This window comes from Bradyrhizobium sp. Mp19, from assembly GCF_029952935.1.
Taxonomy (GTDB): domain Bacteria; phylum Pseudomonadota; class Alphaproteobacteria; order Rhizobiales; family Xanthobacteraceae; genus Bradyrhizobium; species Bradyrhizobium elkanii.
In genome coordinates this window covers 37123-58232 of record NZ_JASAUT010000004.1, presented here as the reverse complement: position 1 = coordinate 58232, position 21110 = coordinate 37123, and the positions used below count along the sequence as shown (strand labels likewise).

17 protein-coding genes are annotated in these 21110 nt (G+C 64.3%); 13 read left to right on the top strand and 4 right to left on the bottom strand.

The window, feature by feature from the left end; translation table 11 throughout:
• Positions 1 to 3: 3 nt before the first annotated feature.
• A complete protein-coding gene (gene eutC / locus QJT82_RS06860; RefSeq protein WP_028338699.1) occupies positions 4 to 798 on the top strand; it encodes an ethanolamine ammonia-lyase subunit EutC in 795 nt (264 codons plus the stop codon).
• A gap of 197 nt (positions 799 to 995) precedes the next feature.
• Entirely contained in the window at positions 996 to 3380 is a 2385-nt protein-coding gene (locus tag QJT82_RS06855; RefSeq protein ID WP_028338698.1) for an MMPL family transporter, read from the top strand.
• Between the two features lie 95 nt (positions 3381 to 3475).
• On the opposite strand, the gene QJT82_RS06850 is transcribed toward QJT82_RS06855, so the two are convergent.
• Positions 3476 to 3979, bottom strand: a complete 504-nt coding sequence (locus tag QJT82_RS06850) for a hypothetical protein (protein ID WP_026192497.1) — start codon at positions 3977 to 3979, stop codon at positions 3476 to 3478.
• Between the two features lie 405 nt (positions 3980 to 4384).
• Between QJT82_RS06850 and QJT82_RS06845 the strand changes: the two genes are divergently transcribed.
• The 10 genes from QJT82_RS06845 to QJT82_RS06800 all read left to right on the top strand — a co-directional run bounded on the left by QJT82_RS06845 (position 4385) and on the right by QJT82_RS06800 (position 15089).
• A complete protein-coding gene (locus QJT82_RS06845; RefSeq protein WP_028331722.1) occupies positions 4385 to 4618 on the top strand; it encodes a hypothetical protein in 234 nt (77 codons plus the stop codon).
• Between the two features lie 195 nt (positions 4619 to 4813).
• Positions 4814 to 5692 carry a squalene synthase HpnC gene (hpnC, locus tag QJT82_RS06840; RefSeq protein ID WP_028338697.1) on the top strand — a complete coding sequence of 293 codons (879 nt, stop codon included), beginning with the start codon at positions 4814 to 4816 and terminating at the stop codon, positions 5690 to 5692.
• The gene (hpnD, locus tag QJT82_RS06835) at positions 5689 to 6525 is read left to right on the top strand and encodes a presqualene diphosphate synthase HpnD (protein WP_028338696.1); all 837 of its coding nucleotides are present in this window, start codon (positions 5689 to 5691) and stop codon (positions 6523 to 6525) included. The genes hpnC and hpnD overlap by 4 nt, the downstream gene beginning before the upstream one ends.
• Positions 6525 to 7775, top strand: a complete 1251-nt coding sequence (hpnE, locus tag QJT82_RS06830) for a hydroxysqualene dehydroxylase HpnE (RefSeq protein WP_028338695.1) — start codon at positions 6525 to 6527, stop codon at positions 7773 to 7775. The genes hpnD and hpnE overlap by 1 nt, the downstream gene beginning before the upstream one ends.
• Positions 7776 to 7939: 164 nt before the next feature.
• Positions 7940 to 9901, top strand: a complete 1962-nt coding sequence (gene shc, locus QJT82_RS06825; RefSeq protein WP_028338694.1) for a squalene--hopene cyclase — start codon at positions 7940 to 7942, stop codon at positions 9899 to 9901.
• A 26-nt stretch (positions 9902 to 9927) separates the two neighbouring features.
• Positions 9928 to 10656 (top strand): phosphorylase, encoded by a 729-nt coding sequence (locus QJT82_RS06820; protein WP_028338693.1) that lies wholly within the window; start codon positions 9928 to 9930, stop codon positions 10654 to 10656.
• A 348-nt stretch (positions 10657 to 11004) separates the two neighbouring features.
• Positions 11005 to 11649, top strand: a complete 645-nt coding sequence (locus tag QJT82_RS06815; RefSeq protein ID WP_028338692.1) for a TetR/AcrR family transcriptional regulator — start codon at positions 11005 to 11007, stop codon at positions 11647 to 11649.
• Entirely contained in the window at positions 11646 to 13346 is a 1701-nt protein-coding gene (locus QJT82_RS06810; RefSeq protein ID WP_028338691.1) for an acyl-CoA dehydrogenase family protein, read from the top strand. Before QJT82_RS06815 ends, QJT82_RS06810 begins: the two co-directional genes overlap by 4 nt.
• A gap of 1 nt (position 13347) precedes the next feature.
• Positions 13348 to 14190 (top strand): class II aldolase/adducin family protein, encoded by an 843-nt coding sequence (locus QJT82_RS06805; RefSeq protein WP_028338690.1) that lies wholly within the window; start codon positions 13348 to 13350, stop codon positions 14188 to 14190.
• Positions 14187 to 15089 carry a DUF2520 domain-containing protein gene (locus tag QJT82_RS06800; RefSeq protein WP_028338689.1) on the top strand — a complete coding sequence of 301 codons (903 nt, stop codon included), beginning with the start codon at positions 14187 to 14189 and terminating at the stop codon, positions 15087 to 15089. Before QJT82_RS06805 ends, QJT82_RS06800 begins: the two co-directional genes overlap by 4 nt.
• Before the next feature lie 66 nt (positions 15090 to 15155).
• Here the strand turns inward: QJT82_RS06800 and hpnH are convergent, their stop codons facing one another.
• Both hpnH and ispH read right to left on the bottom strand, forming a co-directional pair.
• A complete protein-coding gene (gene hpnH / locus QJT82_RS06795; protein WP_028338688.1) occupies positions 15156 to 16316 on the bottom strand; it encodes an adenosyl-hopene transferase HpnH in 1161 nt (386 codons plus the stop codon).
• A 44-nt stretch (positions 16317 to 16360) separates the two neighbouring features.
• Positions 16361 to 17287: a 4-hydroxy-3-methylbut-2-enyl diphosphate reductase gene (gene ispH, locus QJT82_RS06790; protein ID WP_028338687.1), complete on the bottom strand. Its 927-nt coding sequence runs from the start codon at positions 17285 to 17287 to the stop codon at positions 16361 to 16363.
• A gap of 449 nt (positions 17288 to 17736) precedes the next feature.
• Between ispH and QJT82_RS06785 the strand changes: the two genes are divergently transcribed.
• A complete protein-coding gene (locus QJT82_RS06785) occupies positions 17737 to 20349 on the top strand; it encodes an MMPL family transporter (protein ID WP_028338686.1) in 2613 nt (870 codons plus the stop codon).
• Positions 20350 to 20436: 87 nt separating this feature from the next.
• Here QJT82_RS06785 and QJT82_RS06780 read toward each other — a convergent pair whose 3' ends face one another.
• Positions 20437 to 21066 (bottom strand): DUF2147 domain-containing protein, encoded by a 630-nt coding sequence (locus QJT82_RS06780; RefSeq protein ID WP_051447710.1) that lies wholly within the window; start codon positions 21064 to 21066, stop codon positions 20437 to 20439.
• Positions 21067 to 21110: the final 44 nt, after the last annotated feature.

Sequence of the window (21110 nt, the reverse complement as noted above, 5' to 3'; positions counted from 1 at the left end):
AGCATGACGACACCGCCGGTGCCCTTGTCCCCTTCGCTTGCCGATCTGCGCGAGCTCACGCCGGCGCGCGTCGGTCTTGGCCGGTCCGGGGCCAGCCTCCCGACCGATGCGCTGCTCTCCTTCACGCTCGACCATGCCCGCGCCCGCGACGCTGTTCATGCCGCCTTCGATGTCAGAGGGATTGCGGCCGGTCTTGCCGGCCTCGGCATCACGCCGCTTGAGGTGTCGAGTCAGGCGCACAGCCGGCGCGACTACCTGCGGCGGCCCGATCTCGGGCGCATGCTGGATTCTGCATCGCGGCGCTCGCTCGAGAGCAGCGGCATCACCGCATGCCCCTGCGCCATCGTGATCGGTGACGGCCTGTCGCCGACGGCGGTCAACGTGCATGCCGTCGAATTGATCCGGCATCTCGCGCCGCGCCTTGCGGCCGACAACATCGACGCCGGCGCCGTGATCGCAGCGTCCGGCGCGCGGGTCGCGCTCGGTGACGAGATCGGCGCCATCATCGGCGCGCGCATGCTGGTGATGCTGATCGGCGAACGGCCCGGGCTGTCCGCACCCGACAGCCTCGGCGCCTATCTTACCTTCGCGCCGCGAATCGGTCTCACTGACGCCGACCGCAACTGCATCTCCAACATCCACCATGCCGGGCTGAGCTATGCGGAAGCCGCATTCAGGATTTCGTGGCTTGTGCGCGAAGGCCTGGCACGCCAGATCACAGGGGTCGCGTTGAAAGATGAAAGCGGCGGTGGATCGTCCAGGAATGCGCTACCAGGGTGTGACAAATCAGATACTTAATGGCGGTGATCGGCGGTTCCCTGCCGATTTGGTCAGCCCCTCGCGCTTGCGAGCAAAGGGGCGGGCAGGTAAAACCGGCGCCGGTCAATATTCGCGTGTTTTCAAGGACTAGCGCCGATCAGTTGCGCTCACCCGCCTCATTCGCGCCCCTAGACCCAAGCTAGACAGATTGAGCCGTTTTCAGAACTGGACAGGGCATGCTCGAAAAGAATTCCGAAAGTCAGGTCCACGTCGAGAAGATCGAAGAGCCGCGGTCGGGCCTCAGCATCGCGTTCGGGATCGAGCGTCTCGGCCTGATCCCGATGCGGGCGCCGATCCTGTCCTGCATCGTCCTCGTTCTGTTGCTGATCGGCGCCGTGTTCGGCGTGCACCGGATCAAGATCGACGACTCGCTGTCGCAGCTGTTCCGTTCCGACTCCAAGGACTACAAGCAGTATGAGGCGGTGACCAAGCGCTTCCCGGCGACCGAGTTCGACGTGCTCGTCGTGGTCGAAGGCAAGACGCTGCTCGAGCGCGACAATCTCGGCAAGCTGCGTGACATGGTCACGGATCTGCAACTCGTCGAGGGCGTGCGCGGCCTGGTGTCGCTGTTCTCCGCGCGCCAGGCGCCGGAGCGAGGCAAGCTGCCGGCGGCGCTGTTCCCGAACGAGCTGCCCGAGGGCGCGGCCTATGACAAATTCGTCGAGACGGTCAAAAGCAACGAGATCATCCGCGGCAAGCTGCTGTCGGAGGACGGCACGCTCGCGCTGATCGTGCTGTCGCTCGAGCCCGAGGTGGTCGGCAGCAACAAGCTCAGCAAGGTGGTCGGCGACATCAGGAAGATCATGGCCGACGACCTCGGCGGCAGCGGGCTCAATGCCCAGTTGTCCGGCGTGCCGGTCATGCAGCTCGAGATCCGCAATGCGGTCGAGCGCGACGGCCTGACCTACAACATCCTCGGCATCCTCGCCGGCTGCATCATCGCCATCATCTTCTTCCGCAAGATATCCTTCATGGTGGCGGCCGCGTTCCCGCCGATGATCGCGATCCTGCTCGCGCTCGGCGGCCTCGGCTGGGCCAATTTCAATCTCAACATGTTCCTCAACGTGATGACGCCGCTCATCATGGTGATCAGCTTCTCCGACTCGATGCAGCTGACATTCGCGGCGCGCGACCGGCTGATCGCCGGGCAGGACAAGTTCACCGCGTTCAAGAATGCGGTGCTGGTGGTCGGACCGGCCTGCGTGCTGACGCACGGCACGGCCGGAATTTCCTTCATCGCGCTGCAGTTTTCGGATTCCGACTTGATCCGCAAGTTCGGCGAGGCCGGGCTTGCGGCGACCATCATCGCGCTGATCGCGGTGCTGTCGCTGGTGCCGGTGTTCGGCGTCCTGTTCGTGCGCAACGAGAAGATCTTTGCGGTCAAGTTCCAGAGCGCGGATGCCGGCGTGCAGGCGCTGCGCAATTTCTGCTACTGGATCGCGGTGCGCATGGTCGGCCGTCCCGGGTTGTTCAGCCTGCTGGCGCTGATCGTGGTCGGCGGCCTCGGCATCATCTACGCCAATCTCGAGCCGCGCTACCGGCTCGCCGATCAGGTGCCGGACAAGCGGCAGGCGGTGGCGGCGTCGAGCCGGCTCGACGCCAAGTTGACCGGCGCCAATCCGGTCGATGTGCTGATCGAATTCCCCAAGGGGCAATCGCTATACTCGCCGGAGACCTTGAAGACGATTGCCGATGTCCATGCGCTGGTCGAGGACTCTGCCGGCGTCGGCAACGTCTGGTCGTTGGAGACCTTGCGGCGCTGGCTCGCCGAAAAGGCCGGCAGCAATGATGTCGCGACGCTGAAGGAATATGTCGACCTGATCCCCGAACACCTGGTGCGCCGGTTCATCGACAAGAATCAGGATGCTGTCGTGGTGTCGGGCCGCGTCCCGGATGTGGACTCGAGCCAGTTGCTTCCGGTGGTGAACAAACTCGATCATTCGCTAGACAAGGTGCGCGCCGAGCATCCCGGCTACGAGATCGCGGTCACGGGTCTGTCGGTGATTGCCGCACGCAACAGCGCCAGCATGATCGAGAAGCTCAACCACGGCCTCACCATCGAATTCCTGCTGGTCGCGATCTTCATCGGGCTCGCATTCCGCTCGATCGTGGTGATGTTCTCCTGCATCCTGCCCGGCATCTTCCCGGTGGTGCTGTCGGGCACCGTGCTGTGGCTGCTCGGGGAGGGGCTGCAATTCGCCAGCGTGGTGGCTTTGACGGTGTCGTTCGGGCTCGGCCTCAGCGCCACCATCCACTTCCTCAATCGCCTGCGGCTCGAGACCAAGCCGGGTGTCACGCCGGAACTTGCGGTGGAGCGCGCCACCGTGCTGGTCGGTCCTGCGCTGATCCTGACCACGGTGGTGCTGGCCTGCGGCCTCGTCGTCACCGTGTTCTCCGACCTGCCGTCGCTGCGACTGTTCGGCTGGCTCAGCGCGTTCTCGATGGTCGCAGCCCTGGTCGCGGACCTCTTCATCCTGCGGCCGACCTCGATGTTCCTGATCAACCTGTCGCAAAAGCTCCGCGGCAGGGGCGGCCAGCCCGCGCCGATCGAAAAGGCCTGATCGACGAGCAATCAAAAAGCTGCAGCAAAAAGGCCCGGTTCCGAAGCGTTCGGAACCGGGCCTTTGTGTCTTGTGGGCGCAATCGGCCGGGAGCGTCAGCTCTTCGTCATCGTGATCGAGACGCCGCGGATCTCGCCCTTGGAGTCGATCTGCACGACCTGCTTGGAGCCGTTGGTCTGCAGGTTCAGGTTCGCGGCAAAGCCGGACGCCTCGACGAACACGTCGATCCGCCCGCCGCCCGCGGTGCCCTGCAGATTGCCGAAGATGTTGCGGCTCGCCTCGCTCCAGTTGCCGGAGATCCGGTCGCCCTGGCTGGTGACGTCGCTGGAGAGGTCGAACTTGTAGCTGTCGCTGGCGCAATGCAGGGATTGTTTCAGGCTCATGCCCGACGGCGCGACCTTGTAATCCGCCTTGCAACGAATCCGTTCAGTCGTGCCGTTGGACAGCGCCACCGTGCCCGTTCCGGTCCACGAGCCGGCAAAACCGGCAAACGGCCCGCTGGCCTGGGCGTGGACGGCGGAGGCAGAGAGCATCAGTGCGGCGCCGACGCCCACAGCCCTGAGAGCCTGACCATAAAGGCTGGAACCAAACAGTTTCATTGTGAATTTTCCCATCAAAATCAACGCTTCCTACGCAAGAAAGCGTCTCGCCGCATCGAAGGTTTAGTGTCACCGAAGAATGTTAGGTTCAAACGACAGAAACGGCGCACGGCGCCCATATTGTCATCGAACAGAATCAGAAACCGTCGGCTTCGTGACGGCATGTAGCTTTGCGCAACTGCTATCCGCAATAGCCGAACGCGACAAAGTGATGGCACGAATCGTCATTGTGAATCAATAACTTATGTAGGGGTTTACAGCGCCGCAAATTTAGCCGCATTTAACGGTGCTTGTCGTCAATCCGTTGCCGCGTTACGTGGCGTCTGCAATCCCCAAAATCCGTCCCGGCCACGCCGAAGCGCTTTTCGGGAACAGATTTTCTGCTGTCGGAAATGAAGGAATACGATGCGTAAATTTCTCTTGGCTCTTGCCCTGTTGTCGATCCCGCTCTCCTCCAGCGCCTTCGCCCAGCAGACGCGCGGGACACCCGATGAACAGAAGGCCTGCACGCGCGACGTGCAGCGTCACTGCCGCGCCGTGATCGATCAGGGCGATTTCACCATTCTCGCCTGCCTGCAGCAGAACCGCAGCAAGATCAGCGCCGCCTGCGACCAGGTGCTGAAGACCCACGGCCAGTAAGGCCGCTTCAGGTCCCATGGATCGCCGCAAGGCCCGTGCTCGGCATGCGTGCCGGCCACGGGCTTCGTATGCTGGCGGTCACAGACAGCATTGGTTTTGGTGGCGTATTCCCCTATATGGGGCTCGCAAATCCCCCCGCATGCGCTGACCTTTCGCGCCTGCGTCGTGCCATGACCAGTGTAGCCCAAATTTCCCATGACCACCGCGAGCGACCTGCGATCCGGAAAGACCCACCGCGACGAGAATTTTCCGGTCGCGTCGTGGATCATTCATCCGCGGCATCGTGCCCTGATCCTGGCCTTTTATAATTTCGTCCGCACCGCCGACGATATCGCCGATCACGCCACGCTGCCCGCCGAGGAGAAGCTGCGCTACCTCGACCTCATGGAGGCCGAGCTGCTTGGCAATGGCGACACCCAGAAGGAAGCGGTCAATCTGCGCCGCGCCTTCGCCGAGCGCGGCATGCCGCCGCGGCACGCGCTCGACGTGCTGGTGGCGTTCCGCCTCGACGTCACCAAGCTGCGTTACGAGAACTGGGACGATGTGATCGATTATTGCCGATACTCGGCGATGCCGGTCGGGCGGTTCATGCTCGACGTGCACGGCGAGGATACCTCGACCTGGGCGGCGTCGGACGCGCTCTGCGCCGGGCTGCAGATCAACAACCATCTGCAGGACTGCGGCAAGGACTACCGCAACCTGAACCGTGTCTACTTGCCGCGCGATGCCCTGGCCGCTGCGGGCGCGACTGTCGAGATGCTCGGCGAGGCGAAGTCGCAGCCGGCTTTGCTCAAGTGCCTGCAAGCGCTCGCGGTGCGCACCGAAGCGCTGCTCGACCAGAGCAAGTCGCTCGCCGCCGAGGTGAAGGATTTCCGGCTCGGGCTCGAGATCTCGGTGATCCAGGCGTTCGCCGACAAGATCGTCAACATGCTGAAGGTGCGCGATCCGCTCAGCGAGCGCGTGCATCTGAGCAAGGTTGAACTGCTGCTGCAGAGTCTCGGCGGCGTCGCCGGCGAGACCGCGCAGCGTGCGACCGGACGGCGCGCGGTCTCCAAGACGGCGGCAGGCGCATGAGCGCTGAGGCGGCGGCCAACGCAAATTACGGAAGCACCGCGTCGGGCAGCTCGTTCTATGCCGCGATGCGCATCCTGCCGCACGCGCAGCGCGAGGCGATGTTCCAGATCTACAGCTTCTGCCGGCAGGTCGACGACATCGCCGATTCCGACGGCCCGCGGCCGGAGCGGCTGGCCGCGCTGCAGCAGTGGCGCGACGATATCGACGCGCTCTACGAGGGACGTCCGCCGGAGCGCCTGAAGGACTATGTCGGGTCGGTGAAGACCTTCGGCCTGAAGCGCGAGGATTTCGTCGCGATCGTCGACGGCATGGAAATGGACGTGCCGCAGGATATCCGCGCGCCGGATCTTGCGACGCTCGATTTGTATTGCGATCGCGTCGCGAGCGCGGTCGGCCGGTTGTCGGTGCGCGTGTTCGGCCTGCCCGAGGACGATGGCATCCAGCTCGCGCACCACCTCGGCCGCGCGCTGCAGCTCACCAATATCCTGCGCGACATCGACGAGGATGCCGGTCTCGGCCGGCTCTATCTGCCGCGCGAATGGCTCTGGCACGCCGGCATCACCAATAACGATCCGGCCCGCGTCACCGCCGACCGAGCGCTGCCGAAAGTGTGCGCGCCGCTGGCCGAGCGGGCCAAGATGCATTTCCAGAAATCCGACGAGATCATGAAGCGCAATTCGCGCCGCGCCGTGCGCGCGCCGCGGATCATGTCGAAATACTACCGCGCAATCCTCGATCTCCTGATCGCGCGCGGCTTCACCGCCCCGCGTGCGCCGGTACGTGTGTCCAAGGCCGCCAAGATCGGCATCCTTCTTCGTTACGCGATCATCTGATGCAAAAGACCGTTCATATCATCGGTGCCGGCATTTCCGGCCTTTCCGCAGCCGTGCGCCTCGCCAATGGCGGCTACAAGGTGTTCGTCCATGAGGCGACGCAGCAGGCCGGCGGCCGCTGCCGCTCTTATTTCGACGCCGCCACCAATCTCACCATCGACAATGGCAACCATCTGCTGCTGTCGGGCAACCGCCATGCGCTGAGCTATGCGCGCGCGATCGGCACCGAGGCCGGCCTCGTCGGGCCCGCGCGCGCGCAGTTTCCGTTCGTCGATCTTGCCAGCGGCCAGCGCTGGCAGCTCGACCTCGGCGATTCCCGCCTGCCGCTGTGGGTGTTCGACGAGGCGCGCCGCGTCCCGGACACCAGCCTGCGCGACTATCTCGCCTTGGCGCCGCTGGCCTGGGCCGGCACCGGGGCGCTGGTCGGTAACACCATTCCCTGCAAGGGCACGCTGTATGAGCGCCTGGTGCAGCCGCTGCTGCTGGCCGCGCTGAACGTCGATCCGCCGGAGGGCTCGGCCGGGCTCGCCGGCGCCATCGTGCGCGAGACGCTGCTCGCGGGCGGGCAGGCCTGCCGCCCGCTGATCGCGCGCGACGGCCTGAGCTCGGTCCTGATCGAGCCGGCCGTGAAGCTGCTGCAGGAGGGGGGCCACAGCGTCCAGTTCAGTCACGAATTGCGTGCGCTCGCCATGTCGGGTGATCGCATCAGCGAGCTCGATTTTGGCAATGGCGACAAGGTTACGCTGGGAGCCGACGATGCGGTCGTGCTCGCCGTGCCGCCGCGCGCTGCGGCATCCCTGCTGCCCGGCCTGAAAACCCCGACCAAATTCCGCGCCATCGTGAACGCGCATTTCCGTGTCGATCCGCCGCGCGATGCCGCGCCCATTCTCGGCGTGGTCGGCGGCCTCGTGGAGTGGCTGTTCGCGTTCCCGCAACGGATGTCGGTGACGATCAGCAACGGCGACCGCCTGGTCGACATGCCGCGCGAGGAGCTTGCGCAGGCGATCTGGCAGGACATCTGCGAGGCGTCGGGGGTTTCCGGCGACCTGCCGCCGTGGCAGATCGTGCGCGAGCGCCGTGCCACATTTGAGGCAACGCCGGAACAGAATGCCCTGCGTCCGGGGCCCGCGACGGCGCAAAAAAACCTGTTCCTTGCCGGCGACTGGACTGCTACCGGGTTGCCGGCAACCATCGAGGGATCGGTGCGATCGGGGGATCGCGCCGCCGATCTGGTTCTGGCCAGACGTTAGATTCGACCTGTTGGCGCGTTTTCGAGCGAAGTGGTTACCGGTTCGCGTGAAGAAAACGCGACCAAACAAAAGGACAAGAACGTGATCCGAAGCAATCGGATCATGCTCTGGAGCGGCCGCGGCTTTCGATCAGCCGGCCCGCGATGAAGAGGATATCGAGCGAAATGCTTGCGAGAGATCACAGCGTTGCAGTCGACCCGGTCGCGCTGGAGAAGAGCATCTCCAAGGCAACCGAAGCGCTGCTCGGCTATCGCCAGTCCGACGGGCACTGGATATTCGAGCTCGAGGCCGACAGCACCATTCCGGCCGAGTACATCCTGCTGCGTCACTATCTGGCCGAGTCGATCGATGCCGGGCTGGAGGCCAAGATCGGCAACTATCTGCGCCGCGTCCAGGGCGCGCATGGCGGCTGGCCGCTGGTGCATGACGGCCCGTTCGACATGAGCGCCAGCGTGAAGTCCTACTTCGCGCTGAAGATGATCGGCGATTCCGTCGACGCGCCGCACATGGTGCGGGCGCGCGAGGCGATCCGTTCGCGCGGCGGTGCTTCGGGCAGCAACGTGTTCACGCGCTTCCTGCTTGCGCTCTATGGCGTCGTGACCTGGCGCGCGACGCCGGTGCTGCCGATCGAGATCATGCTGCTGCCGATGTGGTCGCCGTTCCACATCAACAAGATCTCCTACTGGGCGCGCACCACCATGGTGCCGCTGATGGTGCTTGCCGCGCTGAAGCCGCGTGCGAAGAATCCGAAAGGCGTCGGCATCGACGAGCTGTTCCTGGAGGATCCGAAATCGGTCCGCATGGCGCCGAAGGCGCCGCATCAGAGCGCGAGCTGGTTCTATCTGTTCCGCTCGCTCGACGCCGTGCTGCGGGTGATCGAGCCGATGTTTCCGAAGAGCCTGCGCCAGCGCGCGATCGATGCCGCGCTCGCCTTCACCGAAGAGCGGCTGAACGGCGAAGACGGCATGGGCGCGATTTATCCGCCGATGGCCAACATCGTCATGATGTACGAGGCGCTCGGCAAGGACGAGAATTTCCCGCCCCGCGCCATCACGCGCCGCGGCATCGACAAGCTGCTCGTGATTAGCGAACACGAGGCCTATTGCCAGCCCTGCGTCTCGCCGGTGTGGGACACCGCGCTGGCCAGTCATGCGCTGCAGGAGGCGGGCGGCGACGACACCCTGGCCAAGGCCAAGCAGGGCCTCGACTGGCTGAAGCCGCGCCAGGTGCTGGAGCTGAAGGGCGATTGGGCGGTCAAGGCGCCGGACGTCCGCCCGGGCGGCTGGGCGTTCCAGTACAACAACGACCATTATCCCGATCTCGACGACACCGCGGTGGTCGTGATGGCGATGGACCGCGTGCGGCGCCACACCGGAACCAGGGAATATGACGAGGCCATCGCGCGCGGCCGCGAGTGGATCGAGGGGCTGCAGAGCCGCGACGGCGGCTGGGCCGCGTTCGACGTCAACAACCTCGAATATTACCTCAACAACATCCCGTTCTCCGATCACGGCGCATTGCTCGATCCGCCGACCGAGGATGTCACCGCGCGCTGCATCTCGATGCTAGGCCAGCTCGGCGAGACCGCCGAGAGCAACAAGGCGATGGCTGACGGCGTCGCCTATCTGCGCCGCACCCAGCTTGCCGAGGGCTCCTGGTACGGCCGCTGGGGCCTGAACTACATCTACGGCACCTGGTCGGTGCTCTCGGCGCTAAATGTCGCAGGGGTCGATCGCAACGACCCGATGATTCGGAAAGCGGTCGACTGGCTGGTGTCAGTCCAGAATCAGGACGGCGGCTGGGGCGAGGACGCCGTCAGTTACCGGCTGGATTACAAGGGTTATGAAATTGCGCCTTCGACCTCCTCGCAAACGGCATGGGCTTTGCTTGGATTGATGGCGGCCGGAGAGGTCGAAAATCCCGCTGTTGCGCGGGGGGTGGAGTACCTAAAGGCAACACAGACGGAAAAAGGGCTGTGGGACGAGCAGCGATACACAGCTACGGGGTTTCCGCGGGTATTTTACTTGCGATACCATGGCTACTCGAAGTTCTTTCCGCTCTGGGCGCTGGCGCGGTATCGAAATTTGAGAAGCACCAATAGCAGGGTGGTAGGGGTCGGGATGTGATTGTTGAGGCGGGGGCCGCCGAGACCGTGGGCAGTAGAATTGATCCTCGGCCGGTATTGATTGTGACTGGATTGGTGCAGGAGGCCCGCATCGCGGCAGGCCCCGGCATGATCGTAATCTGCAGTTCGAGCGATCCGCAGCAGCTGCGTGAGTTGCTGGCGACGCTGGATCCGACCACCTTCCGTGGCGTGATTTCGTTCGGCGTGGCCGGCGGGCTCGACCCGTCGCTCAAGTCGGGCGACGTCGTGGTCGCGACCGAGGTGATGTCGGGCGATACGCGTTTCCTGGCCGCATCCGCGCTGAACGAAGAGATGATCGCCAGCGCCGCGCTGAAGCGCCGCAGGATCGTCCGCGGCGGTCTCGCCGGCGTGGAAGAGGTGATCGCGGCGAAGGCCTGCAAGGCCGCTCTGCGCTCGATGACGGGCGCAGCAGCGGTCGACATGGAGAGCCATATCGCGGCGGCCTATGCCGCCAAAGCCAGCATTCCGTTCGCCGCGTTGCGCGTAATCAGCGATCCCGCGCACCGGGCGCTACCGGAACTTGCGAAATCCGCGGTGAAGCCGAACGGCGACATCGACCTGCGCAAGGTGCTGCGCGGCATCGCCCGCAATCCACGGACGCTGCGCGCGCTGGTGTCGACCGGGATTGACTTCAACCGCGCGCTGCGCTCGCTGCGCAGCTGCCGCGGCTTCCTGCTCGGCAATGAGGTGTTGATGCCGGTGGAAGACGTTCTGATCACGGCGAAGGCGGCCTGATCCGCAGCGCCGGGCCGGACCGGGTTTCTCACCGCATCAAGCTCAACTCACAGGCCCGGTCGCATCGCGATCGGGCCTTTTGCTTTGATGCCCGAAGGTTTCGCTTGATGCCACGCTGTTCCGGTTCCACGCGCCCAGCGGCGACGTGCGCGTCGGCTGTGCGGTAAGACCCCCGCATCCCTGTTCCTCGCGCCCCTGCGTCGCGCCGCAGCCTCTAACGACCTTCCGGCAGCGTGCCGGCGCCCACGGAACGGTCCTGCGGTCGCAGGGCGGGTCGATATACTTGACAGCCACGGCGATCCGTCCGAGAATGAATAATGATCCTTTGTTCATGAATTAAGGTTCACCATGGCAATCGCCGCCGTTCGCCTCAACCAACTGGTCGAAACCAAAGCGCGCATTCTCGATGCCGCCAGGGAGGCCGTGGCGCTGAGTGGCTGGAAGGACGCCCAGATCGCCCTGATCGCCTCACGGGCCGGCGTGGCCACGGGCAGCGTGTATCGCTACTTCGACTCCAAGGCGGACCTGTACGCGCAGGTGCTCGGCCTGGTGTCCGAGCGCGAGGTGGCTGTGGTCGCCGCGATCGTCGAGGCGGAAGGCTCGGCGTCCCAATGTCTGGTGGACGCGATCTACACCTTCTCGGTCAGAGCGATGCGCGGCCGCCGCCTGGCCTACGCATTGATCGCCGAACCCTGTGAACCCGAGATCGACGCGGCGCGCCTGAAATACCGGGCGGCCCTGGCCGATCAGATCGCAAGGCTGGTCCGGCGCGGCATCGCCGGTGGTGAGTTCGTCGAGATCGACGCGAACGTCGCGGCATCCTGCGTGACCGGCGCCTTCATGGAGGCGCTGGTTGGTCCCCTTGCGCCCGAAGCGGCCCCCGATTCCGACGCGGCGAAGGCGATCGCACAGTCGATCGCAGGGCTTTCCGCGCGCATGCTGTTTCGTCACGCCACGCCTGAACTCACCCCTGTATCGCGAGTCTCCGCATGAACGCGCGCGTCCAGCCGGTTGCCGTCGCTGAAGCGAAAGCCGCTCCGTTTGCGACCCATGAAGTGCGCAATCAGGCGCGGCCGGTGCTCGGCTTCAATGCATTCGATGACGACCGCGCGTTGAGTGGCCTGATCGCAACGATCGCGCCGTGGGCGAAAGACAAGCTTTCAGCGCTCGGCGCCCATGCCGGCAGCGAATCCGTGCAGGAGGCGGCACGGCTGGCCAACGAGCACGAACCGAAACTCATGACCCATGACCGGTATGGCAACCGCAATGATTGGGTCGAATTTCATCCTGCCTGGCATCAATTGATGGCGCTGGCGTTCCGGAGCGAGGTGCATAGCCTTGCCTGGTCGACGCGCGAACCACACGGCCATCTGGCGCGTGCGGCGCTGAGCTATCTCTGGAATCAGATCGAGAACGGCGTCGGATGCCCCACCGGGATGGCGTACGCCGCGATCGCCGGGTTCTCCGGCAAGCCGCAATTCGATCTGTGGCGGGAGCGAACGCTGACGGCGGATTACGATCCGCGGCGGCTTCCGATCGAGGCCAAGCGCGCCGCGGTCATCGGTTACGCCATGACCGAAAAGCAGGGCGGCTCCGATCTGCGCGAGACCCAGACCACCGCGCGCTTGGTCGAGCGCGGCGCGCATGGCGAGATCTATGCGATCACCGGCCACAAATGGTTCTTCTCGGTGCCGGTGGCCGACGGATTCTACACGCTGGCGCGCACCCAATCCGGCGTCAGTTGCCTGTTCGTGCCGCGCCTGCTGCCGGACGGCAGCGCCAACCGTATCCACATTCAGCGCCTGAAGGACAAGTGCGGCAACCGGTCGAACGCGTCAAGCGAGATCGAGTACCACGATACGTGGTCGATCCTGGTTGGCGAAGAGGGCCGCGGCATCGCGGAAATCCTTTCGCATGCCCATCTGACGCGGCTGGATTTCGCGGTCGGCTCCGCCGGCCTGATGCGCCAGGCGTTGAGCCTCGCCCTCAACCACGCGCAAACGCGAACGGCGTTTGGCAAGCCGATGTCCGAGCTTCCGATGCAGCGCAACGTGCTCGCCGACCTCGCGCTCGAGAGCGAGGCGGCGATGCTCGGCGCGTTTCGGATCGCGCGCGCGACCGACGGACTGCAGACAAGCGAACACGAGCGATTGCTGGCGCGGGTCGCGACGCCCGTAATGAAGTTCTGGAATTGCCAGCGCGCGCCCGCCTTCACCTATGAATGCCTGCAGGTGCATGGCGGCAACGGCTTCATCATGGAGAATCCGATGGCCCGGCTGTATCGCGAGGCGCCGCTGAATTCGATCTGGGAAGGCACCTCGAACATGATGTGCATGGACGTCCTGCGCGCCATGCAACGCGATGCGAATTGCCGGGACGCATTCGTCGACGAGTTGCGTGCGAGCAGGGGGCTCAATCCGGTCTATGACCGAAGCACGGACGATCTCGCCGATCGCTTGCGTGCACGATATCCGGACGACGGGCACGCGCGAGCGCTCGTCACCCGCATGGCACATGCGCTGCAGGCCGCCGAGATGCTGAGGCATGGCGACGCCGCCGCCGCCGATCTGTTCGTGCAATCCAGGCTTGGCGCGGACGGGATGCATGTCTTTGGCACACTTCCATCGTCGGAAGACCTCAGCCGTATCGTCGAGCGCGCCTCCGTCATCCGACACCAAGGGCCACAGTAACATGCGTCAGATCGAAGTTTGTGCCGTCAACGATATCAGGGCTGTCGTCGGAGAGCAGGAGTGGGCAACCCGCGTCGATCTTGCGGCGTGCTACCGCCTGGTCGCGCTCTACGGAATGACCGACCTGATCTACAACCATATCAGTGCACAGGTCCCGGGGCATCACGATCAGTACCTGATCAATCCCTATGGCATGCTGTACGAGGAAATCACCGCGTCGAGCCTCGTCAAGATCGACATCGAGGGCCGCACCCTGCTGCAGCCCGACCACGGCTACAACGTCAACGTCGCCGGTTTCTATCTGCACGCCCCGATCCATCGCGCGCGGCCCGACGTGAACTGCGTTCTGCATACTCACACCAGGGCCGGCACCGCGGTCAGCACGCTTGCCGAGGGGCTGCTGCCGCTGTCGCAGACGGCGATGCGGTTTCACGGACGGATCGGCTATCACGATTTCGAGGGGCCGGCGATCGATCGGGACGAGTGCGACCGTGTCGTGGCCGATCTCGGCCGCAACAATGTGCTGGTGTTGCGCAATCATGGCCTCCTGGTTTGCGGCAACACGATTCCGCAGGCGTTCAATGCGATCTACTGGCTCGAGCAGGCTTGCCGGATCCAGGTCGACGCGCTCGGCTGCGGCCGGCCGCTGCATGCGCCGACCGAGAGGGCGATCGGCAACACGGTGACCTGCTTTGCCGGCACCGAGATCACGCTGGACAATGAGCGCGACACCAATCCGGTGCTGAATGAAGCGGCGCAAAATCTGCAGGCCGGTTATGGCCTGCTGGAATGGCCGGCGCTGCGGCGCAGGCTCGATCGCATCGACGGGAGCTACGCGCAATGAGCACGGCGCTGGCGGCGTTGCGGATCGGCTTCATCGGCGCCGGCTGCGTGGCGCAAACGCTCGCGCCGGCGTTCGCCCGCGCCGGGCTGAACGTCGCGGCGTTCTACAACCGCGGTGCCGATGCCGCGCAGCGGCTTGGATCCCGCATCCCGTCGGCGCGGCCGATGACCGACGCGCAGCATGTCGTCGACAGCTGCGACATGGTTTTCCTCACCGTAAGCGACGACGCGATTCTGCCGGTGTGCCGCGATTTGCGCTGGGAGCCGCGTCACCGCGTGGTTCATTGCAGCGGCGCGACCGAACTGGCCGCGCTCGATCATGCGAAATCCGCAGGCGCCGCGACCGGCGGATTTCATCCGATGCAGATGTTTGCCAATCCCGACGTCGCGCTCGAGGGATTGCGCGGATGCACCGTCGGCATCGAGGCAGAGGGCGACTTCGGGCGCGACCTGGAATTGCTTGCGACCTGGATCGGGTGCGAACCGCTGGCGCTGCCGGCCGGTGCGCGGGCGCTCTATCATGCGTCGGCATATTACGTCGGTCCGTTCCTGATCGCGCTGCTCAAGGAAGGCGTCGAGCTCTGGAAGAGCTTTGGCGCCAGTGAGGCCGACGCGTTGCGCGCGATGATGCCGCTGCTGCGGGGGACGGTCGCGGCTGTTCTCGACGGCGGACTGGCCAATGGCATGGGCGGCTGCGTGGCGCGCGGCGACGTCGGAACGATCCTCAAGCACCTCCGGGCGCTGGATGAGCGCTTTCCTCCATCCGGCGCGCTGTATCGCGAACTCGCTTTGCGCAATGTCCCGCTCGGGATCGAGCGTGGCACACTCAGTCCGCCGCGCGCGGCGGAGATCGAGAAATTGCTTCAGCGCACGAGACTGGAAGAGCAGGCGGCATCCTGATCCAAGAAAAAGCCCCGGTTCGCTGAACCGGGGCTTTCATGTTTCTGCTTTCGCTCACATCGAGCTTCAGGCGGCGGTCGAGGCCTTCGCTTGCTGCTTGGCGGCGGCGGCCGCAGCCTCGTCGCGGCGGATCTCCGAGAGCTTCTTCTGCACCTGCTCGGCGAAGATGTACTGCGCCGGACGCTGCTTCGACATGTCGATCTCGGGCGCCATCGGGCCTGATGTCTTGATGCCGCGCAGCGCGACCCACATCGCCTTCAGCGGATTGTTGATCGCCGCGGTGGCCGCGGTCGGCTCGTAGCCGCAATGGGCCATACAGTCGGCGCACTTCTCGTACTTGCCGGTGCCGTACGTGTCCCAATCGGTGGTGTCCATCAGCTCCTTGAAGGTCTTGGCGTAGCCTTCACCGAGCAGATAGCAGGGCTTCTGCCAACCGAAGATGTTGCGCGCCGGCATGCCCCAGGGCGTGCACTCGTATTCCTGGTTGCCGGCGAGGAAGTCGAGGAACAGGCCGGAATGCATGAAGTTCCACTTCTTGCCCTTGCCGAGCGCAAAGACGTCGCGGAACAGCTTCTTGGTCTTGGTGCGGTTGAGGAAGTGCTCCTGATCGGGCGCACGCTCATAGGCGTAACCCGGGGACATCGAGACGCCGACGCCGAGCTCGGTGGTGAAGTCGAGGAACTTGGCGATCTCCTCGGCCGGATGGCCGTCGAAGATGGTGGCATTGACGTTGACCGTGAAGCCGCGCGCCTTCGCCGCCTTGATCGCGGAGACGGCGCGATCGAACACGCCCTTCTGCGACACCGCCTTGTCGTGATGTTCCTTCAGGCCGTCGAGATGCACCGAGAAGAACAGATAGGGCGACGGCTCGAACAGATCGAGCTTCTTCTCGAGTAGCAGCGCATTGGTGCACAGCGAGACGAACTTCTTGCGCGCCACGAGGCCGCGCACGATCTCGCCGATCTCCTTGTGGATCAGCGGCTCGCCGCCGGGAATCGCCACCATCGGCGCGCCGCATTCATCGGCCGCATCCCAGCATTCCTGCGCCGTCATGCGGCGATTGAGGATCGCATCGGGATAGTCGATCTTGCCGCAGCCGACGCAGGCGAGGTTGCAACGGAACAAGGGTTCCAGCATCAGCACGAGCGGATAGCGTTTGCGGCCAAGCAGCTTCTGCTTGATCAGATAACCGCCGATACGCATTTCCTTGAAGAACGGTATAGCCATTAGACGATTTCTTTCTGCACTTATCAAAGGGATGTGGGTTCAGATCAGCCCGCAGTCAGTTCGGCTGGCAGCCGGAATTCGATATTCTCTTCTCGGCCCGGAACGACCGAGACCGACACCGGTCCGATGCGCCGCAGGGCCTCGATCACATCGTCGACCAAAACTTCGGGCGCAGAAGCGCCCGCGGTAATGCCGACGGCCTTCGCATCCTTCAGCCAATCCGGATTGAGCTCGCTCCCATCGGCAATGAGATAACTCGCGACGCCGACCTCGGTGCCGATTTCACGAAGCCTGTTCGAGTTGGAACTGTTGGCGGCCCCCACCACCAAAATGACGTCCACCAGTTTGCTCAGGTCCCTTACCGCAGATTGGCGGTTCTGTGTCGCATAGCAGATATCCCTGATGTCCGGGCCTTGAATATCTGTAAATTTTGCCTGAAGAGCCGCGATAATGTCCCTGGTGTCGTCCACCGACAGGGTGGTTTGGGTGATGTAGGCGACTGGCGCATCGCTCGGCAGCCTCAGTTCCGCCACATCCTGGACGCTCTGGACCAGCAGAACCGGCCCCGGAACCTGTCCCATGGTTCCCTCGACCTCGGGGTGGCCGGCGTGCCCGATCAGGATCAGGGCGCGGCCTTTCGAGATATAACGCTTGCCCTGGTTGTGGACCTTGGTGACGAGCGGGCAGGTGGCATTGAGCACCGGCAGGTCGCGGGCTTCCGCCTCCTCCTCGACGCTCCTGGCAACGCCATGGGCACTGAAGACGGTCACCGCCTTGGCCGGCACTTCCGAAAGGTCCTCGACGAAGATCGCGCCCTTCTTCTTCAGGCTCTCGACGACGTGTTTGTTATGCACGATCTCGTGGCGGACATAGACCGGCGGGCCATACTTCTCGAGCGCGCGTTCGACGATCTCGATCGCGCGCACGACGCCCGCGCAAAAGCCGCGCGGCTGAGCAAGAAACACTTCCATCGGACGTCCGTTACGCAAATTGCACCAATCTCGTTCAATGCCCTGCGGCCTTTTCGGCAACGCACTCCACACGTCGGACCTCGCAACGTCAGTTGCAACGTCCGCGCCATCACAGTTCCTGGACGGGATCTGTGCCCCAAGCGCATGGAAATACAGGGATTTGTGGCAAAAAGGTAGCGTTTCGAGCGGGCTGGATCACGACGGAAGAGGCGTTGGAGGTAATATAGTGTGGTTTTGGCTCCTGCGACCGACCGTCTCCCTCACTTGTTCGTCACTTTATCGCCCACTCATGCGGTTTATACCGGCCTTTCGTGGCCGTTCCTGTGCTTTGGAACCTCCTCGCCGTCCCGTCGAGGAAGATAACCAAAACAACATTAGATCGGTCCCGGGAACTCCGCTACAGAGCGGGCGTTTTCGGCCATGCTTCCCCGAGATTAGAAAGAAACGAAGTGCTGACAAATATTGTCGTCTCCGTTGTTAGGACCTGTACGCGTTTTGCCCTTCCGGTTGTGATTATCTCTGTGTTGCTGTCGATCGGCGCCGGCTTCTACACGGCCCGCAACTTCTCGATCAACACCGACATCAACAAGCTGATCTCGCCGGATCTGGATTGGCGCAAGCGCGACAACCAGTTCGAGGAAGCGTTTGATCGCGAGCGGCTGATCCTGGCGGTGGTCGAGGCAGCGACGCCCGAGCTGACCAGCTCGGCCGCGAAGGCGCTCACCGCGAAGCTGCAGGCCGACAAGAAGAACTTCGAAGCGATCACCGCGCTCGGCTCCGGCGAATTCTTCGAGAAGAACGGCCTCTTGTTCCTGCCGACCGAAGAGGTAGGCAAGGTCGCGGGCCAGCTCGAAGCGGCCGCACCGCTGATCGAGATCATGGCCGGCGATCCCTCGATTCGCGGATTGACCGGCGCGCTCGAGACCGGCCTTGCCGGCGTCAAGCGCGGGCAGGTCAAGCTCGACAATACGGCGCCGCCCTTCAACCTGATCTCCGAGACGGTCGAGACCGTCCTCGCCAAGGGCAACGCGACCTTCTCGTGGCGCGAGCTCACCAGCGACAAGCCGCTGACCGATTCGGACAAGCGCGCCTTCATCGAGATCAAGCCGATCATCGACTATTCGGCGCTGGAGCCGGGCAAGGGCGCGACCGATGCGATCCGCCAGGCGGCGGCCGATCTGAAATTTCCGACCGAATATCACGCGCGCGTTCGCCTGACCGGACCCGTGCCGATCGCCAACGAGGAATACGCCACCGTGCAGGACGGCGCGATCACCAACGGCATCGGCACCGTGGTGATCGTGCTGGTCATCCTCTGGATGGCGCTGCATTCCGGCAAGATCATCTTCGCCGTGTTCGTGAACCTGTTCATCGGGCTTGCCATCACCACGGCGGTCGGCCTGATGATGGTCGGCTCGCTGAACCTGCTCTCGATCGCCTTCGCCGTGCTGTTCATCGGCCTCGGGGTCGACTTCGGCATCCAGTTCAGCGTTCGCTACCGCTCCGAGCGCTTCAAGAACGACAATCTGACGCTGGCGCTGGAAAACGCGGCGCGCCGCTCCGCAGTGCCGCTGTCGCTTGCCGCGATGGCGACCGCCGCCGGTTTCCTCTGCTTCCTGCCGACCGACTACAAGGGCATCTCGGAGCTCGGCAAGATCGCCGGCGCCGGCATGCTGGTGGCGTTCGTCACCAGCATCACGGTGCTGCCGGCGCTGCTCGATCTGCTCAATCCGCCCGGCGAGAAGGAGCCGGTCGGCTACGCCTTCCTGGCGCCGCTCGATCTCTTCCTGGAGAAGCATCGCGTTCCGATCATCGTCGGCACGCTGCTGGTCACGGTCGCGGGCCTGCCGCTGCTCCACTACATGAAGTTCGACTTCAACCCGATCAATCTGCGCAATTCCAAGGTGGAATCGATCGCGACCTTCCTCGACCTGCGGAAGGATCCGAACACCGGCGCCAACGCCATCAACGTGATGACGCGCTCGGAAGCCGACGCCAAGAAGATCGAGGCCAAGCTCGAGAAGCTGCCGGAAGTGTCGCGCGTGATGTCGCTCGACAGCTTCGTGCCCGACGACCAGCCGGCCAAGCTGAAGCTGATCGCGCAGGCGGCCAAGACTCTCGGCCCCGCGCTCAACCCGGATTCGGTCGATCCGGCGCCGTCGGATCAGGAGAATGTCGAGTCGCTGAAGAGCTCGGTCGACAGCCTGCGCAAGACCGCGGGCGACGGCAAGGGGCCGGGCGCGGTGGCCGCGCGCCGGCTCGCCGACGCGCTGCAGAAGCTCGCCGGTTCGAACCAGGCGACCCGCGACAAGGCGCAGGACGTCTTCGTCGCGCCGATGAAGATCGTGTTCGATCAGCTCCGCAATACGCTGCAGGCCCAGACCGTCACGCTGCAGAGTCTGCCGCCGGAACTCGTCGACAGCTGGAAGACCAAGGACGGCCTGATGCGTGTCGAGGTGGAGCCGAAGGGCGACCCGAACGACAACGACAATCTGCGCCGCTTTGCCGACGCCGTGCTCGCCGCCGAGCCGACCGCGATCGGCGGGCCGGTCTCGATCCTGAAGTCGGGCGACGTCATCGTGAGGGCGTTCATCCACGCCGGCATCCTGGCGCTGGTCACGATCGGTCTGCTGCTGTGGCTCACGCTGCGCCGCGTCGTCGACGTGCTGATGACGCTGGTGCCGCTCCTCGTCGCCGGCATCGTCACGCTGGAGATCTGCGTCTTGATCGGGCTGCCGCTCAACTTCGCCAACATCGTCGCGCTGCCGCTGCTGCTCGGCGTCGGTGTGGCGTTCAAGATCTACTATGTCACGGCGTGGCGGCAGGGCAGGACGAATCTGCTGCAGTCGAGCCTGACGCGGGCGATCTTTTTCAGCGCACTGACCACGGCGACCGCGTTCGGCAGCCTGTGGCTGTCGAGCCATCCCGGCACCGCGAGCATGGGCAAGCTGCTGGCGCTCTCGCTCGTCACCACGCTCGCGGCGGTGTTGCTGTTCCAGCCGGCGCTGATGGGCAAGCCGCGCGAGGTCAAGGAGGAGGATATCGCCAACGACGTCACCTGACGCGTTGGCGGTTCGCTGTCGGACCGGCTTGGCGGCAGGCGCCGCCGAGCCGCGATGTCAGCGGACGGTGTTCCCCGCAGGCTTCCGCTAATGCGTCGGTCGCGCGATGTCCGGAAGCAGGCAGATATCGCCCACGGCGTCAGCCTGCGCATTGGCGTTGCCCGGGACCTGCTTTTGACCCGGCTTGGTGGCCGGCGCCACGGCGCCGGTGGTTTTCTGCGGTGCTGTTGACTTGGGCTGGGTGCCCTTCGCCGCTGGGTTGCCGGCGGCGCTCACCGGAATCGGCGGACCGACGCGGGTCCAGGTCTCGCCGCCGCACAGGAAGCCGAGCACGCAGCCCTGGATCTCGAGCTGATCGGTGCCGACGGGCTTGATGGTCGAGCTGTAGAGCTGGCCGTCCTTGGCGTTGTAGACCTGACCTTCCCACGCATCGGCGCCGGCCTTCTTCTTCATGTCGATGAGGATCGGCATGCCGAGCGTCGGCCTGCTCTGCTTTGCAGAATCAGGATTGTTCTTATCCTTGCCGCCCGGGGTTTTTTCCCAAGACACCGCACCCCACATGTTGCCATTACACTGGGCGACGCGGATGGTGGCGACACCGTCAGCGACCTTCCAGTCGCCGGTCGGGTCCGCTGCAAGTGCCGGTGATAATACGGTGGCCAAAAATAAACCTGAAAAGGCTATTGTACGCGCGAAAGTTCTTGGGCAGTGCAACATGGTCCAAACCTGTGCTTAACTGGACGATCCGAGCGGGGGTCAAA